The organism is Parabacteroides sp. PH5-46 (assembly GCF_029892785.1).
Classification (GTDB): Bacteria; Bacteroidota; Bacteroidia; order Bacteroidales; family Tannerellaceae; genus DFXE01.
Map to the genome: position 1 here is coordinate 1 of NZ_JARXXA010000029.1, position 20,200 is coordinate 20,200.

23 protein-coding genes are annotated in these 20,200 nt (G+C 42.5%); 5 read left to right on the top strand and 18 right to left on the bottom strand.

Translation table 11 applies throughout. The features are described 5' to 3' along the window. Positions 1-95 precede the first annotated feature (95 nt). From M2470_RS18095 to M2470_RS18120, 6 genes are all read right to left on the bottom strand, one after another. Complete coding sequence (locus tag M2470_RS18095; protein ID WP_280746502.1) at positions 96-263, bottom strand: hypothetical protein; 168 nt, start codon at positions 261-263, stop codon at positions 96-98. Beyond that, on the bottom strand, positions 218-445 hold the full coding sequence (locus tag M2470_RS18100) for a hypothetical protein (RefSeq protein ID WP_280746433.1): 228 nt from the start codon (positions 443-445) through the stop codon (positions 218-220). The genes M2470_RS18095 and M2470_RS18100 overlap by 46 nt, the downstream gene beginning before the upstream one ends. After that, positions 442-621 (bottom strand): hypothetical protein, encoded by a 180-nt coding sequence (locus M2470_RS18105; protein WP_280746432.1) that lies wholly within the window; start codon positions 619-621, stop codon positions 442-444. Before M2470_RS18105 ends, M2470_RS18100 begins: the two co-directional genes overlap by 4 nt. A gap of 55 nt (positions 622-676) precedes the next feature. Next, a complete protein-coding gene (locus tag M2470_RS18110; protein WP_280746431.1) occupies positions 677-2,692 on the bottom strand; it encodes a ParB/RepB/Spo0J family partition protein in 2,016 nt (671 codons plus the stop codon). Positions 2,693-2,764: 72 nt separating this feature from the next. Next, the gene (locus M2470_RS18115; protein WP_280746430.1) at positions 2,765-3,406 is read right to left on the bottom strand and encodes a hypothetical protein; all 642 of its coding nucleotides are present in this window, start codon (positions 3,404-3,406) and stop codon (positions 2,765-2,767) included. Between the two features lie 11 nt (positions 3,407-3,417). Next, complete coding sequence (locus M2470_RS18120) at positions 3,418-3,654, bottom strand: hypothetical protein (protein ID WP_151934557.1); 237 nt, start codon at positions 3,652-3,654, stop codon at positions 3,418-3,420. A 644-nt stretch (positions 3,655-4,298) separates the two neighbouring features. Between M2470_RS18120 and M2470_RS18125 the strand changes: the two genes are divergently transcribed. Together M2470_RS18125 and M2470_RS18130 are read left to right on the top strand one after the other, a co-directional pair. Continuing rightward, positions 4,299-4,598 (top strand): helix-turn-helix domain-containing protein, encoded by a 300-nt coding sequence (locus M2470_RS18125; protein WP_280746429.1) that lies wholly within the window; start codon positions 4,299-4,301, stop codon positions 4,596-4,598. Continuing rightward, complete coding sequence (locus tag M2470_RS18130; RefSeq protein WP_280746428.1) at positions 4,588-4,911, top strand: helix-turn-helix domain-containing protein; 324 nt, start codon at positions 4,588-4,590, stop codon at positions 4,909-4,911. The genes M2470_RS18125 and M2470_RS18130 overlap by 11 nt, the downstream gene beginning before the upstream one ends. Positions 4,912-4,976: 65 nt before the next feature. Here M2470_RS18130 and M2470_RS18135 read toward each other — a convergent pair whose 3' ends face one another. From M2470_RS18135 to upp, 8 genes are all read right to left on the bottom strand, one after another. Continuing rightward, on the bottom strand, positions 4,977-6,215 hold the full coding sequence (locus M2470_RS18135; RefSeq protein WP_280746426.1) for a site-specific integrase: 1,239 nt from the start codon (positions 6,213-6,215) through the stop codon (positions 4,977-4,979). Positions 6,216-6,558: 343 nt separating this feature from the next. Then, positions 6,559-6,849 carry a sigma factor gene (locus M2470_RS18140; RefSeq protein WP_280746425.1) on the bottom strand — a complete coding sequence of 97 codons (291 nt, stop codon included), beginning with the start codon at positions 6,847-6,849 and terminating at the stop codon, positions 6,559-6,561. Positions 6,850-7,118: 269 nt separating this feature from the next. Further along, positions 7,119-8,636, bottom strand: coding sequence for an STM4011 family radical SAM protein (locus M2470_RS18145; protein ID WP_280746424.1), 1,518 nt, complete (start codon positions 8,634-8,636; stop codon positions 7,119-7,121). After that, on the bottom strand, positions 8,633-9,862 hold the full coding sequence (locus tag M2470_RS18150; protein WP_280746434.1) for an STM4012 family radical SAM protein: 1,230 nt from the start codon (positions 9,860-9,862) through the stop codon (positions 8,633-8,635). The genes M2470_RS18145 and M2470_RS18150 overlap by 4 nt, the downstream gene beginning before the upstream one ends. Then, positions 9,862-10,668, bottom strand: a complete 807-nt coding sequence (locus M2470_RS18155; RefSeq protein ID WP_280746423.1) for an STM4013/SEN3800 family hydrolase — start codon at positions 10,666-10,668, stop codon at positions 9,862-9,864. The genes M2470_RS18150 and M2470_RS18155 overlap by 1 nt, the downstream gene beginning before the upstream one ends. Beyond that, complete coding sequence (locus tag M2470_RS18160; protein ID WP_280746422.1) at positions 10,595-11,656, bottom strand: STM4014 family protein; 1,062 nt, start codon at positions 11,654-11,656, stop codon at positions 10,595-10,597. The genes M2470_RS18155 and M2470_RS18160 overlap by 74 nt, the downstream gene beginning before the upstream one ends. Further along, positions 11,656-12,738 (bottom strand): STM4015 family protein, encoded by a 1,083-nt coding sequence (locus tag M2470_RS18165; RefSeq protein WP_280746421.1) that lies wholly within the window; start codon positions 12,736-12,738, stop codon positions 11,656-11,658. Before M2470_RS18165 ends, M2470_RS18160 begins: the two co-directional genes overlap by 1 nt. Positions 12,739-12,758: 20 nt before the next feature. Continuing rightward, positions 12,759-13,412: a uracil phosphoribosyltransferase gene (gene upp, locus M2470_RS18170; RefSeq protein WP_280746420.1), complete on the bottom strand. Its 654-nt coding sequence runs from the start codon at positions 13,410-13,412 to the stop codon at positions 12,759-12,761. A gap of 380 nt (positions 13,413-13,792) precedes the next feature. Here upp and M2470_RS18175 point away from each other — a divergent pair, with 380 nt between their 5' ends. From M2470_RS18175 to M2470_RS18185, 3 genes are read left to right on the top strand one after another with little or no spacing between them, the layout of a single operon-like run. Continuing rightward, complete coding sequence (locus M2470_RS18175) at positions 13,793-14,752, top strand: helix-turn-helix domain-containing protein (protein ID WP_280746419.1); 960 nt, start codon at positions 13,793-13,795, stop codon at positions 14,750-14,752. 58 nt (positions 14,753-14,810) lie between these two features. After that, positions 14,811-15,821, top strand: coding sequence for a UDP-N-acetylmuramate dehydrogenase (gene murB / locus M2470_RS18180; protein WP_280746418.1), 1,011 nt, complete (start codon positions 14,811-14,813; stop codon positions 15,819-15,821). Next, entirely contained in the window at positions 15,821-16,576 is a 756-nt protein-coding gene (locus M2470_RS18185; protein ID WP_280746417.1) for an MBL fold metallo-hydrolase, read from the top strand. Before murB ends, M2470_RS18185 begins: the two co-directional genes overlap by 1 nt. Here M2470_RS18185 and M2470_RS18190 read toward each other — a convergent pair whose 3' ends face one another. From M2470_RS18190 to pheS, 4 genes are all read right to left on the bottom strand, one after another. Continuing rightward, positions 16,577-17,479 (bottom strand): hypothetical protein, encoded by a 903-nt coding sequence (locus tag M2470_RS18190; RefSeq protein WP_280746416.1) that lies wholly within the window; start codon positions 17,477-17,479, stop codon positions 16,577-16,579. Next, the gene (gene nth / locus M2470_RS18195) at positions 17,476-18,114 is read right to left on the bottom strand and encodes an endonuclease III (RefSeq protein ID WP_280746415.1); all 639 of its coding nucleotides are present in this window, start codon (positions 18,112-18,114) and stop codon (positions 17,476-17,478) included. Before nth ends, M2470_RS18190 begins: the two co-directional genes overlap by 4 nt. A 3-nt stretch (positions 18,115-18,117) precedes the next feature. After that, the gene (gene crcB / locus M2470_RS18200) at positions 18,118-18,504 is read right to left on the bottom strand and encodes a fluoride efflux transporter CrcB (protein ID WP_280746414.1); all 387 of its coding nucleotides are present in this window, start codon (positions 18,502-18,504) and stop codon (positions 18,118-18,120) included. Between the two features lie 74 nt (positions 18,505-18,578). After that, a complete protein-coding gene (gene pheS / locus M2470_RS18205) occupies positions 18,579-19,598 on the bottom strand; it encodes a phenylalanine--tRNA ligase subunit alpha (protein ID WP_280746413.1) in 1,020 nt (339 codons plus the stop codon). Between the last annotated feature and the right edge of the window lie 602 nt (positions 19,599-20,200).

Genomic DNA, 20,200 nt, shown 5'->3' on the forward strand with positions numbered 1-20,200 from the left:
ATTGAAACTTGCTAAAAATTAAATAATGTCATTTGATCTGCAAATTATTTGTATATTTTCTCTCAAATAATTTGCAGATCTCATAAGAATAGTAATCATCCGGCTTTTTGCTTCTTTTTCTCCGCATAAAAGACCTGTTCTATTCGCTCATGGAAAAAGAAGCGGGCGCGGATTTCCCGCACCCGTCCCCACTTTAGAATATAGATGTAAAAGGCATTTACAGCCCATTTTCGACCATGTACCGCAGCCTTCCGGCAATCCATTGGATTGTAGGATTGCGGGGGTATTTGAACGTCCTGCGGGCTATATTCTCAATAATTACAACCTCCTGCCGGAGTTGTACGCTGTTGCATTTGGGGTCTATCTCCTCCAGGAGTTCCAAAAGTTCGTAATATTCCTGCTGGTTGGATATTACAGGATTGTCGATATATGCGTCTATCCTCATACCTCGCCGAATTTATCCGTTTCACACTCTGTTATTACTACCTCGGCATCATGGGTATATAGGCCGTTTTCTTTGGCGTGGTCTATCGCTCCCGCCTCGGACGTGAACACGCCGAAAAATACACGGCTTGCCCTTGTCTTATATATGTCTGTCTGAAACAATACAAATACTGTCATAATGGGTATTTTTAAGGGGCGGGAGTTTTCCCGCCCCGGTTAATAACTCTGTGATTTATCCGATTACTGCTACCGCCGTGCTTTTGGGCTTTACAGGGTTGGCGGGTATGGTGGCTACTTTCGGGGCTTGCTCTTTCGCTTTAACTGTCGGTTTTTCCTCCGGCTTGCTCCCGGTCTTGGCAGTTACGGTAACTTTGGGCTGTTCCTTTGCCGGGCTTTCGGGCTTGGTCTTGGAAACGGTCGGCGTTGCGGTCGCTTTCTTGCTCTCCTTGCCCGGTTTTTCTTCCCTTTTAGCGGATTTCCCTGCCTCGGCGGTCTGCTCTGCCTTTTTCGCTTTGGCCTCGGCTTTTGCTTTCTTTTCGGCCTTTTTCAGTCCTGCAATACGTTCGTCCAGTCGGGCGTTTTTCTTGCCGTATTCCTCGGCCTGTGCGGTTATGATACCCGTCGTTTTTTCGGGTAGGTGCTGACTGGCGAACGCCTGTAACATACCGCCTTTTGTATCGGCTACGGTATTTGTGCGGTCGGTTAGGTGGCTATACAGGTAGTCGCGCCGGATAACGGTTTTCTGTTCCTCTGTCAGCGATTTGGCGATTTTCAGTTTCTTTTCGTCCGTCAGACCGTAATAGTCGTTTTCTTTCAGTCCTACCGCCGGATAATGGCAACGGCGTAACTTGGAAAGCATAAAGAAATACATTGCCGTTTCTTCGTCTGCGGTAAATGCCGACTGCGGTATATCTTCCGTCCGCAAAAGTTCTTTCAAGCCCTCGGCGGTCTTTTCCGCTTTCAGTTCCTCGTTACGTTCTTTCTTGGCGGTCAGTTCGGAAATTAACTGCTCGTTGGTCTTGGTGTCTTTGGTCGCTACATCCTTGTAATGTAGTTTTACGCTGTTATCGCCTATCTTGGCATAGACACGGATTTTGCCCTGTTCTTTGAGCGTTTCGAGTTCGGCGGTCTGCTTGGCGTATCTCTCCTGCGCCTTATCATACTGCGCCTGTGCTTTCCCGAAGTCCTCCGGCTTTTTGTAGTCGGTAGCTTGCGGAGCGGTCGGGGCGGTCGGATAGCTTTTAAGGTTGTATGTCTGTACGTTCTTAAACTCGTACCCGCCCTTTTTGATTATCGTGGTTGCCTCGTTGTCGTAACTGTACTGGTCGCCGATAAAAACGAGTTTCGGGTCTGCAAGGGCTACGGCTTGCGCCTCTGCTACGAGATACGCCGTTTGCTTGTCCGAAAGGCATTTTTTGTTCGTACACCTACCGCACCCGCCACCCTCGGCAAAGAGGTCGAAATTTGTGGAATTATGGGCGCATTTCAGACAAGCGGTTTTATCGAAAAGGTAATTTTCGAGATTGTTGGTATAACAGGACTGTATTTTGCCCTCCAACACTCCGGCGGAGATATTGCACCATTCGCCCCGTCCGTCCTCGCCTAAACGGTCTTTCAGTATATCGGCCTGCATTTTCTTGTCGTACTTGCTTATGACTATCCCTGCGGAGGCGGTCAGTTTTCCCACCCTTACGAGTTCGGCAATACCGGGGATAAGGTCGCAAAGTTTCAACATTTGGTAAATGCTCTTTTCGCTCTTGCCGTATGCTACGGCGAGGCTTGCAATATCATACCGCTTTGTAGCGATAAGGCGTTTGTAAGCCTCTGCCGCCTCCATTGGGGGCACGTCCTCCCTTTGCAGGTTCTCGGAGATTGAAAGGTCATACGCCTGTTCATCGGTAGCCTCCCGGACTATGCAGGGTATTTCCGACATTTTCAGCATACGACACGCCCTAAAACGGCGCTCCCCGCAAATGATTTCGTAATGTTCGCCTTTCTCGCCTTTTCTGCGTACCGTAATGGGCTGTATCAGTCCGTGAACGGAAATGCTCTGCGCCAGTTCTTTCATGGCATCAGGGTCGAAAGTTTTTCGGGCGTTGTAATTGCTCGGCTCTATCAAGTCCGAAAGAATGTTTACGGCTTTGCGTTCGCCGTTGTCGGGTTTGCTAACCACTACTGCGGTTAATACTGCGCTGTTGCTGTTTTCCTGTCCTGCTACGGCTGTGCCGTTGTTCTTGTTCGTTGTCATAATTGAAAATTATTAAAGTGATTAAAATTGTTGTTTTTGTGATTTTATGGGCGGGTTTCCCCGCCCGGTTTATTACTGCTGTTTGGTGGGTCGGTACTTATTATCTGCCATTTGGAGAAAGCCGGAAAGCCCTAAATCATAGCTACGGTCTATTTTTACCGTCTTGTTTATGTAGCACGCCTCAATCGAAAAGTCAAAAACAAGGTTATTCATTACGATATGCCCCCTGTTACCGTTGTCGTACCATTTGACGGCATCGCCTAACTGCGCCAGTTCTGCCCGGAACGCTGTTTCCTCGTCTATGTATTTTTGTGCGTATGCCTTTTTTTCTTCTTCCTCGTTCAACAGGTAGGCAAGCCAAACATCCATTTTCGCCGGGGTCGGTTTGCCGACTTTGTTCGGCATTTCGTTTCTGTTTTGGTAGTTCTTTGTGTGCTTGTGCCTGTACTGTTCGACAAGGCAAAAGCGGTAAACCTTATCTGTATAATGGTGCTTATAAGCCCTTAACAGATAGCCTTTATAGTCAAGGAATACCGCAACATCTTCGGCATGGTACTTATCGTCATAATGGCTTATATAAAGCACTTCGACGGTTTTGCAGACAGGCGCGAACGGTGCAAACTGTTTCCGTAAGCCCTCTAAATTTCTTTGTTGATAGTCTGATAATTGTAAGCCGTATTTGCTTATCTCTGAAATACTAATAAAATCTCTCATGTCCGTAATTTTTAGAAGATTAAACCTATTGCCAGCGTGATTATGATTGCCAGGACGAGCAGGGAAACAAGGCAGGAAAGCAGGGTTTTCGCTACTATAAAGAGTATGTAAATACCCACTACCACCGCCACGAAAGACCAACCCCAAAGGGCAAAGCCCGTAACTACAAAAGCTATCTTCAAAACCAACCCAATGCTGATTGGAAGGTTGGAGGATCGGGTTTCACTATTTTTTTCTGTTCGTTTCATAATTTCTGACCTTTTTTTTAACCGCAATGCTGCTCGGAGCCGGTATGGAGTGTTCGAGTTTCGGGGGCAGGAAAATCCCGTGAAGAAGTCCACACAAGGCTTGCGCGAACAAAAACAGCCTACGACCAGACACGGGTGCGGAGCATCCGATAAAAAGGCGTAGGCTGTTTTTGCGTGAAATACGCTCGCCCGGATAGAAGAAGGAGGGAAAGAGGAAGATTTTTCGCGTAACCAACCGGGAAAGGGGTTAAAAGATTGGGCGAATAAAATACGCCACGTCCCCGCAGGGGATGTCGGAAGATTTTTTCGCCCGGCCTAAACCCTGACGGTCGCCTTTTGTGGCGCACGGCACGGAAGTATTTTCGCGCCTGAAATCGAAACACTTTATATAGGTGCAGAGTAGCATACCGATTGAAATGGGGAAGAAATTATGATAGGACAGAACAAAATCACTCGCCGCCGCTTAACCGTTAGCGGCGGCGCAAAAGGCGGATAATCCGGGAAGCCGGACGGGTGGCAAATGGATTTTACCGGAGCCACACGAAGCCACAAGCATCCAGCGACCGAAGCATTGATACAGTGTGATTCTTAATGCTTTATCTTTGTTATCCCGTGATTTTTACGAACGAAAAAAGATTAATGATATGGAAATAATAAGTATAGAAGGCCGCACGTATGAGGCGTTAATGGAACGCTTCGAGCAGATCGTCCGCAAGGTGGACGCCCTATGCGAACAGAGTGGCGGCAAGGAATTAAAAAAATGGCTGGACGGGCAGGACGTTTGTGCAATTCTGAATATCAGTAAACGGACGCTGCAATCCCTGCGGGATAGCGGCAAACTGTCCTATACGCAGATTAACAGAATGATGTATTACAAGCCCAAAGATGTGGAAAAGTTGATTAATGATATGTCCGAAGGGAAGGAGGTGCGCCATGAAAAATAATCCCGAATATTCAGATTTAGGGGGCGACCTGGTTACAAAGGATAACCCGCGCATGGTTCAGTTATTCCGGTCAATAGAAAAAGTATTTATCCGCCTGGAGTTAATGGCAAAAAACTATAAGCCTGTATTGAACGGCGAAAGATACCTGACCGATAAAGAAGTATCGCAGCGGTTAAAGATAAGCCGCCGTACATTGCAGGACTACCGCAACGAGAGCAAAATACCCTATTGTCAGATAGGGGGTAAAATCCTCTACCGCGAAAGCGATCTGCAAAAGATGTTAGATAACAGCTACCGGGAGGCGTACAAATAAGACACGCCGGGAATAAACACAAAAGCGGACAGACTACCGAAAGCCTGCCCGCTTTTTTATTCGCATTAAAACGAAGCTGCCTTAAACTGTTCAATACCATTCAAACGATTTGCAAGCAAGTCCGCATCATGGCTTAACTTTTCATGCGTTATCTTGGCGTAAATCTGTGTCGTGCGGATATTCTTATGACCCAGCATTTTCGCAAGTGATTCGATTGGTACGCCATTGGTAAGGCATATTTCCGTCGCGTATGTGTGGCGGCTCATGTGCCAGGTAATATGCTTTTCCAAACCACACTCTTTTTCTATCAGTTTCAGCAAATATTTCGCTCTCGGATAACAGGGAGCAGGCAGTAATTTATCCCCGGAGGCAAGCCCTTTATACTTCTCCAGTATCTTCATTGGAATTTCCAACACAGGCACGGTCGATGATACATTGCTTTTATCCCGGCGCTTTACGAGCCATTGGTGTTTTGTGTCGAAGGAACTTTGCAGGTTGTCAATCGTCATACTGTAAAGGTCGGTGTAGGCAAAACCCGTGAAACAGCAAAATATGAACATATCCCGTGCTAATGTCATATCATCATCAGAAAATTGAGCCTCCATAAGCACCTTAATTTCATCTTTTGTCAGAAATCCCCGGTCTGCCACTTCGGGCTTAATGCTATATTCAAAAAAAGGGTTTCGTTGAAGCCAACCGTTATTAATGGCAGTCGTAATCATTCTTTGTAAAGGCATCATATAGACCCATATTGTTGTCGAGCCACAGTCTTTTTCGGTGCGTAGGAACAATTCAAAATCGGTAATAAAAGCAGGTTGTATCTCCTTTAGTGCAATATCGGTGCGGTTGTATCGGTGTTTTATAAATTCTTCCAGCAGCTTATATACACGCTGATACCGATAGAGTGTTCTCCAACTGCGACCGCCTGCCTGATACATTTTTTCAAAATCTTCATTATGGCGTGCAAACACTTTAAGCAGGGTTTCGCACCGCATATCCATACCCAGGTAGGCATTTTTCACTTTCTCGGCACTTACATAGCCGTCGCGGTTCACTATCTCGCGGTAGTGCTTTGTAAGGCTTGCGCCCACCTGATCGAGCAGGCGGTTAGCTTCGCGGGCTTGTTCACTTCGCCCGGAAGCCCGGCCTGCATCCACGTCCCAAATTTTGGGGTCGATGTCAAATTTGCAACTGAATTGAACGGCTTTGCCGTCAATAGTAATACGACCCATTACAGGGCACAATCCGTTTTTCTTCGGCTGGCTTTTCTTCACGTAGAAAAGCACGTTAAATGTACTTCGCATAACTCAATTTTTTATTGGTTCAAAATTAATTCTAATTGAGTTATCTGTCGTTACGCAAATTATTGTGATTCAATACATACGCATCATTCTATCGGATTTTTTGCCGCTGTCCGTCCAAAATATTACCTTTGGGGAGGAATAAACGAGCAAAAAGCGTAGAAACAGCGTCGTTACTGATATACCGGGTAATCCATAAGTCAGACAAACGAGTTACGAATATGGTTACGTTCCGGGGCTTTAAGTGTCTTTTTAATGACTTTACTTGTCCGTGCGGTAAAACCGAAAATCGTTTGAAACGCCTGATTTTCAATTAACTTTCGCTATTCTGCTTCTTTTTACTTTTTTATTCTGTATTTTTTGCGAATACATTAAAAAGTGTGTTTTTTAATGCAATGAAGAGGTATAGTTTTACATTATCTGTTTGCTTCAGGTTGGAGCGATTACTGTATATTTTTACAAAAATATCCTGAATGCAATCTTTTACAAGCTCTCTGTCTGATGTAAAACGCATTCCATAAGAGAAAAGGCTTTCCATATACTTTTTGTAGAAGTAGGCATAAGCTTTATCATCTCCTTTCAAGAATTTCTCCCATAGTGAGGATTCTTCAATAGTATTAGTAATTTTAGACTGCATATTAAGGACGGCATTTTTAAAGAGAACAATCAGATTAAGTAAATATACTCATTTTTTAGCGAATATTTTTATTTTTTGGTATTTAACATTCGCTTGTTAAAAGTGATTCCTTATACAGGAAGCAAAAATAGTATGCATACATTTTGCAAAACGCGTGCATGCTATTTGTAAAACGCATGCATGCGATCGGGGAAACGCATGCGTGCAATTTTCTTGCCGTTCTGATCATTTGATTAACAGGTAAATGTATTTGATCTTGTTTGGCTGATTTATAGAGGCTGAAAAATACAATAAGGGGTGAAGAATAGAGGGAGTTGGTCGGGGTTTATTGCATAGGTGGCTAACTGGCGGAGTTCTTTGTCTGCGTTTATAACGGCGCATGGATATCCTGTTGCTGATAGCATTAGCCAGTCGTGCATGGTGTTTCCTATGGCTGCTACTTCATCGGGTTTTATTTTTTCTGCCTGACAGATTGTTAATAGGCCATTTTTCTTGTTGGCATTCCGGTTGGTTAAGGTTATCAGGCGGCCTTTGTGATAGAGGTTGTAGTAGCCCGAATGGAGCAAATGGGTTAATTCTTCGGCTTTGGCGATAGTTGGGGCTTTTATCACGTATTTATATGTTTGCTCCTTGTTTGTGTATTTTTTTACTTGGTAGATGTTTTCGTCTATCTCCGGCAATGGGAGTATGGGGATATATGTGTCTTTTTGATTGTATCGTAAGTGTCCGCCATCGGCAAAAATACCATCGGCAAAAAGGTTGAATAGAGGGCCTAAGCGCCGTTTGGCATGCTGAAGTGGGAGGGAGGTAGCAAGGTAAAGGGGTATTTGTTTTGAAAGCTGGGTAAGTGTTTCCTGGTAAGTGTGGGGGATATTCCCTTCTGAGTCAGTCAGTGTACCGTCGATGTCAAAGAAAATGGCTTTTACTTTTCGTTTTTCGGGGATACGCCAAAGGGCACCATTACCCATAATACGGCTTAAAGGGGTTTGCTCTAAATTACTGTAGGCTATATAACAATCGCAGCGTTTTTTGTTGCAAAACGACTCTTTTATTATTGTGTTATCATATAGATTACCAATCTGTATCGAGCTGCGTGGGCAAGCCTGCATGTCTCCATTTGCATTTACGAAAAAGCTGTCTTTTCCTCCCCGGCAATGGACCGGATTGGCTTTTGCATTTTTGAAGTCAAAGGCATAGAGTGGGTCTATGGTCGTAAAGAACAGATTATCTTCATCCTTCAAAGGGTGCTTGCTCCCTTGTAATGCGTTTATGAAAAGATAAATACGTTTGTCCAGCTTTTTACGAAGTTCTTCAATTATATGTTTGTTTTCTTTGCAACCTACGGCTCCTACACATAGTTCAATTCCTGCATAAAACAGCTGATGAGCCTTTTTAACGAATGTATCTACTCCTACCATTTCCGGGTGAAAACTCGCCCAAAGCTTTAGTTTGCTTTTCTCTGCTTTAAAGGATTCAATCTCTTTTAAGAACAGGGACGAAGAGAAAGAAAGGTTGGTCTGGCAAGAAATTCCTTCCACCTGGGGCAGTAGCGACAGCCTTATCATATATTCCCGGTAATACTTGTGTATCAGTCCTTCGCCATAAGGAATGAACATGATTTTTAATACGTTTTTAAGGGTGGAAATCTTTTCGTAAAATCGTTGGAGTGATTCCCTGTCTTTGTCCAAATCATCTGCCTTCTTTTTTCGTCCGAAAGAGCAGTAAGAACATTGGTAATTGCATGAATTCAAACTGCTTCTGAAGTATATGTTCCTGATGGCATTCATACAAACAATAGTCCGATTTCGTCCGAATAAGCTAAGCCTTCCCGCGTAAGGCGGATAAATCCCTCTTTGTCTTCGACAAGGTTCTCATCGATCAGGAGCTCGAAAGGAAAGTGAAATGCCTCTCCAAAGCGTTGTTCGTAATCAGCTTTGTCTATTCCTTTGTAATACAGTAGGTTTTTGATGATATATCTTTTTCTTTGTTCCTCGCGGGATAGAATCAGTCCGTTTGTTGCCAATGTAAAATCTGTAGTTTTTATATACTGGTCTATAATTGTGCGGATTTCCGTTTGCTTTGTAGCATAAGGAGTTGCATAATGTAGTTTTCCTATATAGCTGCGTCCTCCGCATCCACAGGAAATCATAGTTTCATCACCGCATGAATATTCCAGGTCGGGAGATGCCTTTTTTACAAAACGCCTCATGGAGGTTTGCGTAAAGCTTTGCTCTATCAATGCATCCCGTCCTGCTTTATACATTATATATAATATTTCGTCTTTTGCCCTAGATGAATCTTGTAATTCCTGACGGGCATACAACGGATACATAAATAACTCGGTGGGTTGATACGATAAGGCTATCTGTATAGATGTTAGAAAACTTTCAACTGTTTGCCCTTCAATGCCATATATCAGGTCTATGTTGAATTGTGGAAAAGTGGCCTGCTGTATGGTTTCCAGGGCTGAGGCACATGTTTCAATCGAGACACTTCTTCTTATTTTCTGTAATTCTTCTTGCCGAAAGCTTTGGATACCAATGCTTATCCGTTCTACGCCTCTTTCTTTCAGTAGACCTAATACCTGTTTGTTAGTGAAATCGGGGGAAGTTTCGATAGAAGTAAACGTCTTAGAAGTATCTACCCCCAAAAGAGATGCGATATCGAATACTGTTTCCAATTGAGATTCGTTCAATACCAAGGGCGTTCCCCCTCCGATGGCAAAAGAGGTAAAGGATAAGTCTTTTGTGAAAGTAGACAACTGCCCTGCTTGCCTTTTCATGGTTTCGAGGTATGCTTCTATACGGGAGTTATTACATCCTTGCAGGGAAAACAAATTGCAAAAACCACATTTATACCGACAGAAAGGGATATGAAAATAAAGGCTGGCCTTTTTATCTGTTAGCTGTTCCAGATAATTAGCTATAGCTACCGGGGAGGTAAATGTTTGGTAGGCCGTTTTATGCGGATAACTGTATAAATATTGTAGATATTGAGGAGGGCGACTATTCATCATCTCAGAATAAAATGTTTATAAGGAACTGTATAGACTACATCATGCGAAACACAATGCCGGAAAAAGCCATCCTCTCCGTAGCAGGTGCCATGATCCGAAAAGGCGATAACCAAGGGTTCCCCTCTTTTCCCGAAAGCATCGAACAGTCGTGGAAGTTGACTGTCTACATACCGCAGGGCAGCAGCATGTGTTTCTAGGTCGTCTTCTGTCTTTCCTTTTATATAATGGTAGTTTGGGTAATGAATGGCAGAAAAATTGATATATAAGAATATCTTTTTTTCAATAGGATATTCATTTAGTTTTTTGAGGGCAAAATCTATCTGAGATGTTGCACTATCCTTTTCCGGACAGCCAAATGCCGGTTTCCAGTAGCTCTTATGAAAGTAGCCGGGAAATACTTTCCCGATATCATTCAGTTTGCTGAAAAAACGGACACCTCCTATGCAAATTGTCTCGTAGCCTTCGTCAAACAAACTCTCAACAAAGGTTGCTTTTGTAAATTCGTAACTACCCTGAGGAGCTATACTACTTGTACCTACGCGTTTCGGATAGAAGAGCCATTCCCGTTCTTTGAAATCATGAGGATCAGCAGGAGAGGGGAAAAAGCCAGCAAAAATGGCAAAGTGTGACGGATAGGTGAAATTTCCCGGCGCATGACGCTTTTCCCACTTACCTCCATAATGGCTAAGGATAGGCGTACCTCCGGACTTTTCTTCTTCGACAGCTACATCATACCGGAGCGTATCCAGACAAAGCATCAGGATATCCCGCTTTCCTACAACTTCCTGCATGTCTATCTTCATGACGATGAATCGTTAACAGTTGTTCTTTATAGATATTGTTTTCTTTATACATATCTTGATAGATGTGATCTCCTTGTCCGTTTATTTCTATGATGTACGGCTTCTGGCTATCTCGTTCTATCAATACATCGATCCCAGCATAGTGTAAGCCGGATCGCTTAAGGGCTTCTAAACAGAGGGCTTCTACTTCGTTGTAGAATGTTTTATTTGTAGCCAGTTCTTCAAAGTTGCCGGCTTTGTTGTTCAGGTGGAGATTGGTGATGGGTGCTTTGCTGTATCTGACTACGATATGTTCTACTTTGCCAAACTGACAAACCACCCGCAAGTCGTATTTCTCCCCTTTGTACTCGTCTTTAGGGAGCCATTCTTCTACAATGACTCCTGCTCCTAAAACCATATCGGCATACCGGGCAATTTTCTCTTTACACTTTAAATGGTGAATTTGTTTTGTGTTGAGAAAATCTTCACCAGATTGCAAAAGTGTTGTATAAACAGCCAGTTCTCCTGTTTTGGGATGTTGTTTTAATGCCATAATCCCCCCGGCTCCGGATCCGTAGCGAGGCTTAATGAATAATCCTTTTCTTTTTTGTTTGTCAGGTAGCTCCATCAGCTCGTCAAAACAAGAGATCGTGGATGATACTAAGGGCGTAACAGCCAAACCGGTTAAAACAGATTTACTTTCAGCCTTATCCAGTGAGCAAATGAGTCTCCCCGGCTCATTCAGGAATAGCGTACTGGGGGCTTTTTTAATTTCCCCCAAACGCTCCAGCAGCCGAATATACTCGTCGCAGAGCTTCTGATATATTGAAAAATCAGATACTGAGTAAACGGGCGGTTCCAGCTTAATCAGAAGATGCTGATATGCAGAAAGGCCTTTCTCTAATTCCTGATAAGTGGCAAAGCGGGTGTCAATCCCAATCTCTTTACCGGCTTTTATAAAATATTCGGTTCGCCGTGACTCAATATTGCTGACAACCAATGCCTGCATTATTCTGTGATCATCGGGTATCCTCCATATTCTTCGTATTCTTCGTCTATGGCTTCCGACTCAGCTACGTCAATCTTCATGGGAAGTTTGGAGAGTTTCTTCTTCATTTCCTCAGTCAGATAATTGTAACGCATATCAATGAATTTCAGATGTTTGATTTTTTCTACATTGTCTAACAGTAGCTGGGCGCCTTTATCGGTCAGTACACCACAGGATATATCCATTGTTTCCAGCTGAGGCAGTATATCCGACTCCAGGAATAGCTTTACAATTGCATCTTGCTCTTCGGCATTTACGAGTCCTAAAGAGGTTAGTTTAGGAAATTTGCTTTTTGAAAACAAGGGCTTGAACTGCTCTATGCTACCGTCATAACCATAATCCTCTACCCCTACATATAATATTAACTCTTCCAAGTTTGGGAAGTCAGACTTAATAACATCTTCTACAACAGAGGAAGGCAAGCCGCCGCTTATTATTTCAAGAGATTTTAGATTGGGGCGAGGTTTTTGCCCAATGCTTAAATTGTTCGTTCCTTTTATCTTTAATTCACTTAACTCTGGCATAATATCCAATAGAGGGGACAGGTTGGTCTGTTCAATCCAGGATATTTCTGTTTCTTCAGAGTCTATATCACCCCAGAAGAGCCCTTCGATATGTGCAAATTTCTCCTTATTGGCAATTATACCATCTACCAACTCCTGGCAGTCTCCGGACTCAAAATCCCAGCATCCAATCGTAAGTTGCTTGATTTCGGGTAGCTTTTTGTCTTTGATTATTTTATTCAGCAAGTCTTCTTGCGTCTTTCCATCATCATAATCATCGTAAGTCAGCTTGTACTTTTTTGCTTCCACTTTCATGCCCTGTGCCGTTTCTTCCCGTGTTTCCACATATCCCTTCTTGGTTTTTTCGGCAATTAGTTTGTCGGCAGCTTTTTGAGCTTCTTCCGGTGATGAAAACTCCTTTTGTTGTGTTTGACCATCAGTTCCTAATTTTCCATAATTGACAGTATAGCAGCTGCCATCTACATCAATACTCCAAAACTTTTGTGATTTGAAATCCTGAAATACAAAGACTCTTTTCATACGATTAGTTAGTTTGTTTATTATTCTTTTTCTCCATAAGCCAAGTCGCCAGCGTCTCCCAGACCGGGAACAATATAAGAATGTTCATCTAATTCATCATCAACGGCAGCCACCCAAATGGTTGTTTTTTTGTCCGACATTTTATTCTTAATGTAATCTATAGCTTGCTTACTGGCAATAACGGATGCGATGTGTACATGCGAAGGTTGCCCTTTCGTGGTCAGTGCCTCGTAGGCCATTTCCATGGAACTACCGGTTGCCAGCATAGGATCGGTGATGATAAGGGTTTTACCTGTCAAATTAGGGGAGGCTATATATTCTATGTGAATATCAAAATTTAAACGGTCTTTATACTTACGGTATGCGGAGACAAAAGCATTTTCTGCATGATCAAGATAGCTGAGGAATCCTTGGTGGTAAGGAAGTCCGGCTCTCAGAATGGTACTGATAACGACCTTGTCGTCTGGAGTATTCATCGGAGCAACTCCCAAAGGAGATAAAATATCCTTGGAAGAATATGAGAAATCTTTACTGATCTCATAAGCCATGATTTCGCCAATTCTTTCGATGTTCCGTCTGAAACGCAAGCGGTCTGTCTGAATAGTAACATCCCTTAGCTCAGATACAAACCGGTTTAAAATACTATTTGATTCTCCTAAATTTACAATTTTCATATATTATGTTATTAAAACAAAGGCTGAAAATAAATATAATTCGTGTTATGGGCAAGTGTTCTATTTAGAAATAACGGAAATTAGAAAAAGTAATGGCTGTGGTTTGGATAATGAAACACTTGTCTTGTTTATGATAGTATTTTTTAAAATCAGAAAAATATTATATGAATTTCTTTGCAAAATGTATTTGCTGTGAGTGTAAAATGATATTACTTTGCATAAATAAATAAAAGGGAATAATAGACTGAGGTAAAAATACAAGAAAATTCTTTCTTTTTCAAAAAGAATTATACTAATTAAGTATCAACGCCATTATCGAAACGAAGTTTTTAACTATCTGTGCTTAATGCCAAAAATTGAATATGAAAATGAATGTGAAAATGAACGGACAACTAAATGAACTGCTCATAAACTCAATGGCAGATTCTTTGCCTTCCAAAACGAATCTTGCCAACTATTTGATTGATGCTCTTTCTGTGAGTAAAGAAGCTGCTTATCGCAGATTACGAGGAGATGTGCCTTTTACATTGGAAGAGGCGACGGTTATTGCTCACAAGTTAAATTTATCGCTTGACAAGCTTATTGGTCGAGAGGGTTCTTCCGAGGCTCTGATACACATGAGTCTGATTAAATCGGACGACGCAATGGCTAATTACGATGAGATGCTCAAGTATTTTTTACGGCTTAAAGATGTTGTAAGAACTGATCCTTCTGCGAAAGTGTATAGTGCAACAAACTCAATCCCTGTTGTTTTCTGCGAACCTTACGAATATATTACAAAATTCCGTATTTCCAGATGGTTACATCAAAGCAATATGGCGAAAGGTACAGGCTCGTTGGATGACGTTCATATATCGGATAAGACCATAACGTTGCAAAGACGAGTGATAAAGGAATTCAGAAATATACCTGAAACATTGTATGTGCTCGACCCTAATTTCATACTCTCTTTTGTCAGCAATATACAGGTTTTTGCTCAACTAAAATTTCTTTCAGAGGAGGATATTGTGAAAATTAAAAAGGAACTTCATTCTCTGCTTGACGATCTGGAAGAGACTGCCGCATCCGGAAGTTTTAAAAACGGGGGCAAAGTGAGTATGTATCTTTCAAATATTCATCTGGATACATCTTACGGCTATATGGAATCGGCTAGCTTTGAGATAAGTACTATGAAACTGTATGCTATTCATATGATTGATGCACGCCATCCGGATATTTGCAAGTTGCAGAAAGAGTGGATACAATCGTTGAGGCGTTACTCTATCCTGATTACAGAGAGTAGCGAAATGGAGCGTTTGAAATTCTTTAGTGACCAACGTGAGCATATAAACACCCTGTAATTTATTATTAACGCGCCAATTAAAATATTACCTTTGTCTCTAATTTAGAAAATGAGACATGAGGATTGAAGAAAATTATTCGCTGACAAAACACAATACCTTTCGACTACCGGTGAAAACCCGCTGGTTTATGGAATATGAGACTGAAGAGGAATTATCCCGCATTTTACATGACGAATATTTTCAGGAGTGTATCTCGCTTCATATCGGAAGTGGGAGTAATCTGCTGTTTATTAATAATTATAACGGTATAATCCTTCATTCCCTAATTAAAGGTATCGAAGTGGTTGCAGAAACAGACGAAACGGTTTGCTTACGGGTTGGTGCTGCGGAAATCTGGGATAACTTAGTGGCTTATACCGTTACAAAAGGATGGTATGGGATTGAAAACCTGTCTGATATACCGGGAGAATGTGGTGCTGCAGCTATTCAGAATATTGGGGCTTATGGTGTTGAAATAAAGGATGTAATTGAGGCAGTGGAAACATACAATCAATTGACTTTTGAAAAACGGATCTTTACACAGGATGAGTGCGAGTATGCCTATCGTCACAGTTATTTCAAGAATGAAGATCATGACCCGTATATTGTAACTCATATTAGGATTCGCTTGAGTAAAAATCCTGTATATACCCTTCAATACGGCAATCTGAAAGAGATGTTTGCTGAGGGTGAGATATCCCTGGCTGGTGTTCGGGATGCAGTAATCGGGATACGAAAGCAAAAACTTCCGGATCCGGAGGTCATTGGGAATGCCGGCAGCTTTTTTATGAATCCTCTTATTTCCATGCAGCAATATGACAAGCTGAAGAAACAATACCCGGACCTACCCTCTTATCCTGCCGGAGAACAAACCGTTAAGATACCCGCCGCATGGCTTATCGAACAGTGCGGCTTTAAAGGAAAAGCGCATGGACAGGTAGGCGTATATGAAAAACAAGCCTTGATATTGACCAATTTAGGTGACGCAACCGGTCACGAGATTGCTTTGGTGGCAGAAAGCATACGTGCTGCTGTGTCAGATCGTTTTGGCGTAGAATTGATGCCCGAAGTAAAATATATCGGATAATGAAAATTACTTTTTTAGGTACAGGAACTTCTACCGGAGTGCCCGAAATAGGCTGTCAGTGTAACGTCTGTACAAGTGATGACAGGCGGGATTGGCGTATGCGGACGTCTGTATTGGTTGAAACAGAAAGTAAACAGATTCTGCTTGATTGTGGGCCGGATTTCCGTTGGCAGATGATCCGGAATAAGATTTACAATCTGGATGCCGTTTTGATTTCTCACGAACATTACGACCATGTAGGTGGGTTGGACGATCTGCGTCCCTTTTGTGCTACAAAAGGCATTGATATTTATGCGGAAGATTATGTGGCCAAAGCTATTGAAACCCGCATCCCGTATGCTTTTCGCCCGCACAAATATCCGGGAATTCCCAACCTGGAATTGCATCATGTTACTACGGAACCATTCATGGTAGCCGGTGTTCGGGTAATACCGATCCGGGTGATGCATGCCTGTTTATCAATCTTTGGATACCGGATTGGTAAGATGGCTTATCTGACAGATTTGAAAACCCTCCCGGAAGAAGAATACTCCAAATTAGAAGACCTGGATGTCTTGATTATTGATGCTTTAAGAGAAAAATCACACCCTTCCCATGAAAGCGTTGGAGAGGCATTGGCCAATATCGAAAGGATACGCCCCAAGAATGCCTGGCTGATCCATATGAGTCACCGGATAGGCTTACACGCTGATGTAGAAAGAGAACTGCCGCCTAATGTTCATTTGTCTTACGATGGTTTGACGCTCACTTGCTGATTATTCTTCTCCCATAGGGGTACAGCCGGTAAGATACACCTTGTCGTCTGCTTTATTTATCTGGAAAGAAAGATGTATGGAGGGGAATAGATTGTTTATTCTTTTAGAAAGCGTATCTCCCATAGCCACGTACCAGGACGGAGTAGACTGAGCTTGGTATGGCAGAAAGCCGTAGCAGCAGAAGTTGCCATCACTCAGGAACATATCTGCCGAAAGCCACTTGTCGGTAATTCTCCATGCCGGAAGGTTCTCCCTTTCTACGTATAGGTTCATTTCTTTAGTCGGAAACAAGATATTAAGAGGTGCATTCTTGTCAAAAGATGCACGCACCCTCTCTACCTCTTCCGGTAGGGAAGGTGTGTTTTTAAATTGTTGGTTTGCTGCTGCTTCCAGCAGTTTGCGGCTAAAGCTTCCTACCCATACACCATTGTATATGTAAAATCCGAAAAACTGCTTGTCGGCTACCGGATAATAGGTGAATTCGACACCCTCTTTTGTTCGCTTTACCGGTTGGAATGAATCAAAGCTATTTTGCAGAATTTCTTTCTCAAATCTTCCTGCTTCCTGCTTACTGGCCGAACTGTAGCAGAGTATCCCGTCCGGATGAAAAGATAGCAAAAACGATTGGAAGGAGGCTCCACTATTGGTAAATGATAAAAATTCTGATGGTATTTTTGATGCAAAGGACTGATATAGATCTTTTTTGCTCAAGATCATCCTGCTGAAAACGCTTGGCCTGTTTATAGCCAGCAGCCCTTCCATATCAGGAGGAATAAGAGTGTAAATATCTGTTTCTATCAGCGATTTCTCTTTTTCCATTGATTTAAGGTAGGCCCATACGGCTATTCCCATGATCAGGATAGAGATTACACTGATTGTTATTTCCTTCAGGTAAGCTTTCATTTCTGTTTTAGAAAATATTTACACCAAGGCTTCAATCCGCATAATTCGCAATTCGGCTTTCGGGCTGTACAGATGTATCTTCCGTGGAGGATCAACCAGTGGTGAGCTTTGGATATTAACTTCTCGGGAATATGTTTTACCAACTCCTTTTCGGTTTCCAAGGGTGTTTTGCTGTTGTTTGTCAGGCCGAGTCGGTTTGATATACGAAATACATGTGTATCAACAGCCATGGCTGGTTTATCGTACACTACGGAAGCTATCACATTGGCCGTTTTACGTCCTACGCCGGGTAGTTTCTGAAGCTCATTAACGTCAGAGGGGACAACATTATTGAAGTCACGGATAAGCATCTGTGCCATCCCTACCAGGTGTTTGGATTTGTTGTTGGGGTAGGATACGCTTTTTATGTATTCGAATATTACTTCGGGAGTAGATGCTGCCATTACTTCTGCTGTAGGAAAGGCTTCAAACAGTTTTGGAGTAACCATATTCACCCGTTTATCAGTACATTGTGCCGATAGTATAACGGCTACTAATAGCTGAAATGGGTCATTGTAAAGTAACTCTGTTTCAGCCGATGGTGCATTTTCTATAAACCAGTTAATGACCCCTTTATACCGTTCTTCTTTTCTCATGGCTTATTTTATTAATGTTAAGATATACTTGCCAAGACAAAATCCCAGGAATACAACAATGATACCCAATATGTTACTGGCAAGTACATTAAACAAGGCTAGCTTATATTCTCCTGCCTTCATCAGCACCATGGTGTCTAGTGCAAAAGTAGAAAAAGTAGTGAAACCGCCGAATAATCCGGCAAAGAGAAAGATGCGTATATTGGGCGATATTTCCAATACTTCAAATATGCTCCAGCATAATCCGATAAAAAAAGACCCGGTCAGATTAACCGCCAGAACGCCTAAGGGAAAGGCATGTAGCACCGAACGTTGCACATATTCTATCAAACCATAGCGTAATGCTGTGCCGATAGCTCCGCCTATTACTAAAAATAAAACCTTCACCATAATATCTCCCTGTGTTTTTCCCCGGGCTGCGGTTAAAGAGCCCGGGGAATGGTAAAATGATTTAGGTTTTCAATTTAATTGGCCGACTCAAACTGCCTCAGAAAACGACTATCGTTCTCGGAGAACAAGCGCAAGTCTTTCACTTGGTATTTTAAGTTTGTAATACGTTCGATACCCATCCCTAAGGCGTAACCGGAATACACATTGCTGTCAATGCCGCAATTATCCAGTACATTGGGATGAACCATTCCGCAGCCTAATATTTCCACCCAGCCGGTATGCTTACAGAATGGGCATCCTTTGCCTCCGCAGAGGTTGCATGAGATGTCCATTTCAGCCGACGGCTCTGTGAAAGGGAAATAAGAGGGGCGCAAACGTATTTTGGTGTCTTGTCCGAACAATTCTTTGGCGAAGAAAAGCAAAGCCTGCTTCAAATCTGCAAAAGAGATGTCTTTGTCTATATATAAAGCTTCCACCTGGTGGAAAAAACAATGTGCGCGATAAGAAATAGCCTCATGTCGATACACACGTCCGGGGCAGATAATGCGGATAGGAGGTTGTTGTTTCTCCATCACGCGAGCCTGTACAGACGAGGTATGCGTACGAAGCAAAACGCCCAGATTTTGCTGAATAAAGAATGTATCCTGCATATCACGGGCCGGATGGTCATGGGCAAAATTCAATGAAGAGAATACATGCCAGTCGTCTTCTATTTCCGGGCCTTCGGCAATGCTGAAGCCCAGACGGCCGAATATGTCGCAGATTTCTTTTTTTACGATTGAAAGCGGATGTCTTGTACCTAAAGCTATAGGGTATGCCGTGCGTGTAAGATCAATGTCATCGCCGATTGTTTGCTCGTTGGCAAAGCCGTCTTTTAAATCATTAATCTTGTTCTGAGCCGATTCTTTCAGTTGGTTCAGATATTGTCCTACTTCACGTTTCTGATCGGCAGCAACATTCCTGAAATCATTCATCAACTGAGATATCTCACCTTTTTTACTGAGATACTTGATTCGTAGCGCTTCTATTTCGTCGGCATTCGCAACCTTTAATTCCTCCACTTCCCGGAGCAGAGCCTTAATCCTATCGATCATCTTCAATCTAAATTCTTTAGTGTCTGCAAAGGTAGCCCTTTCTTTACATTACACAATCGTTTTTCTCTTTTTTTTGTGTTAGCAGAAAGTTGCTGGGTTACGTATATGGTTCACGTGGTTGACAGCTGTGACCCAGCTGGTCGACAGTAGTGACCCAGGTGGCCGACGGCTGTGAACCACGTGGGTCACAGTTGTGACCTAGCAACTCTCTCTTGTAAAAACAAACGTTCTTTTGCATATTTCTGAACGCTCGAAGCCGCTTTTGCAGTGTACTTCCAGGAAAGGTTTATAATTATTCCTCTGATTTTCTCTTATAGATAGTAATATGTACGCGCAACATTTTTTTGGTTGCATTTTTTTAGAAAAAAGTTGCGATAATATTTGGAATATGCGAAGTGTTATTATACCTTTGCACCCGCGTTCGAGAAAAACGAGCGTTAAAAAAGAAGAGTTCTTTGAAAGATTTACATAACGACTAAAGTAGTACAAGGGAAGCATTGGGAGTGCTTTTATTATATGTATACATTGTATATATAGAGTGATAGTTTCTTAATGTTTTTTTATAGAATATGTAACAAGTGTATTAATTGACTTATACCGTT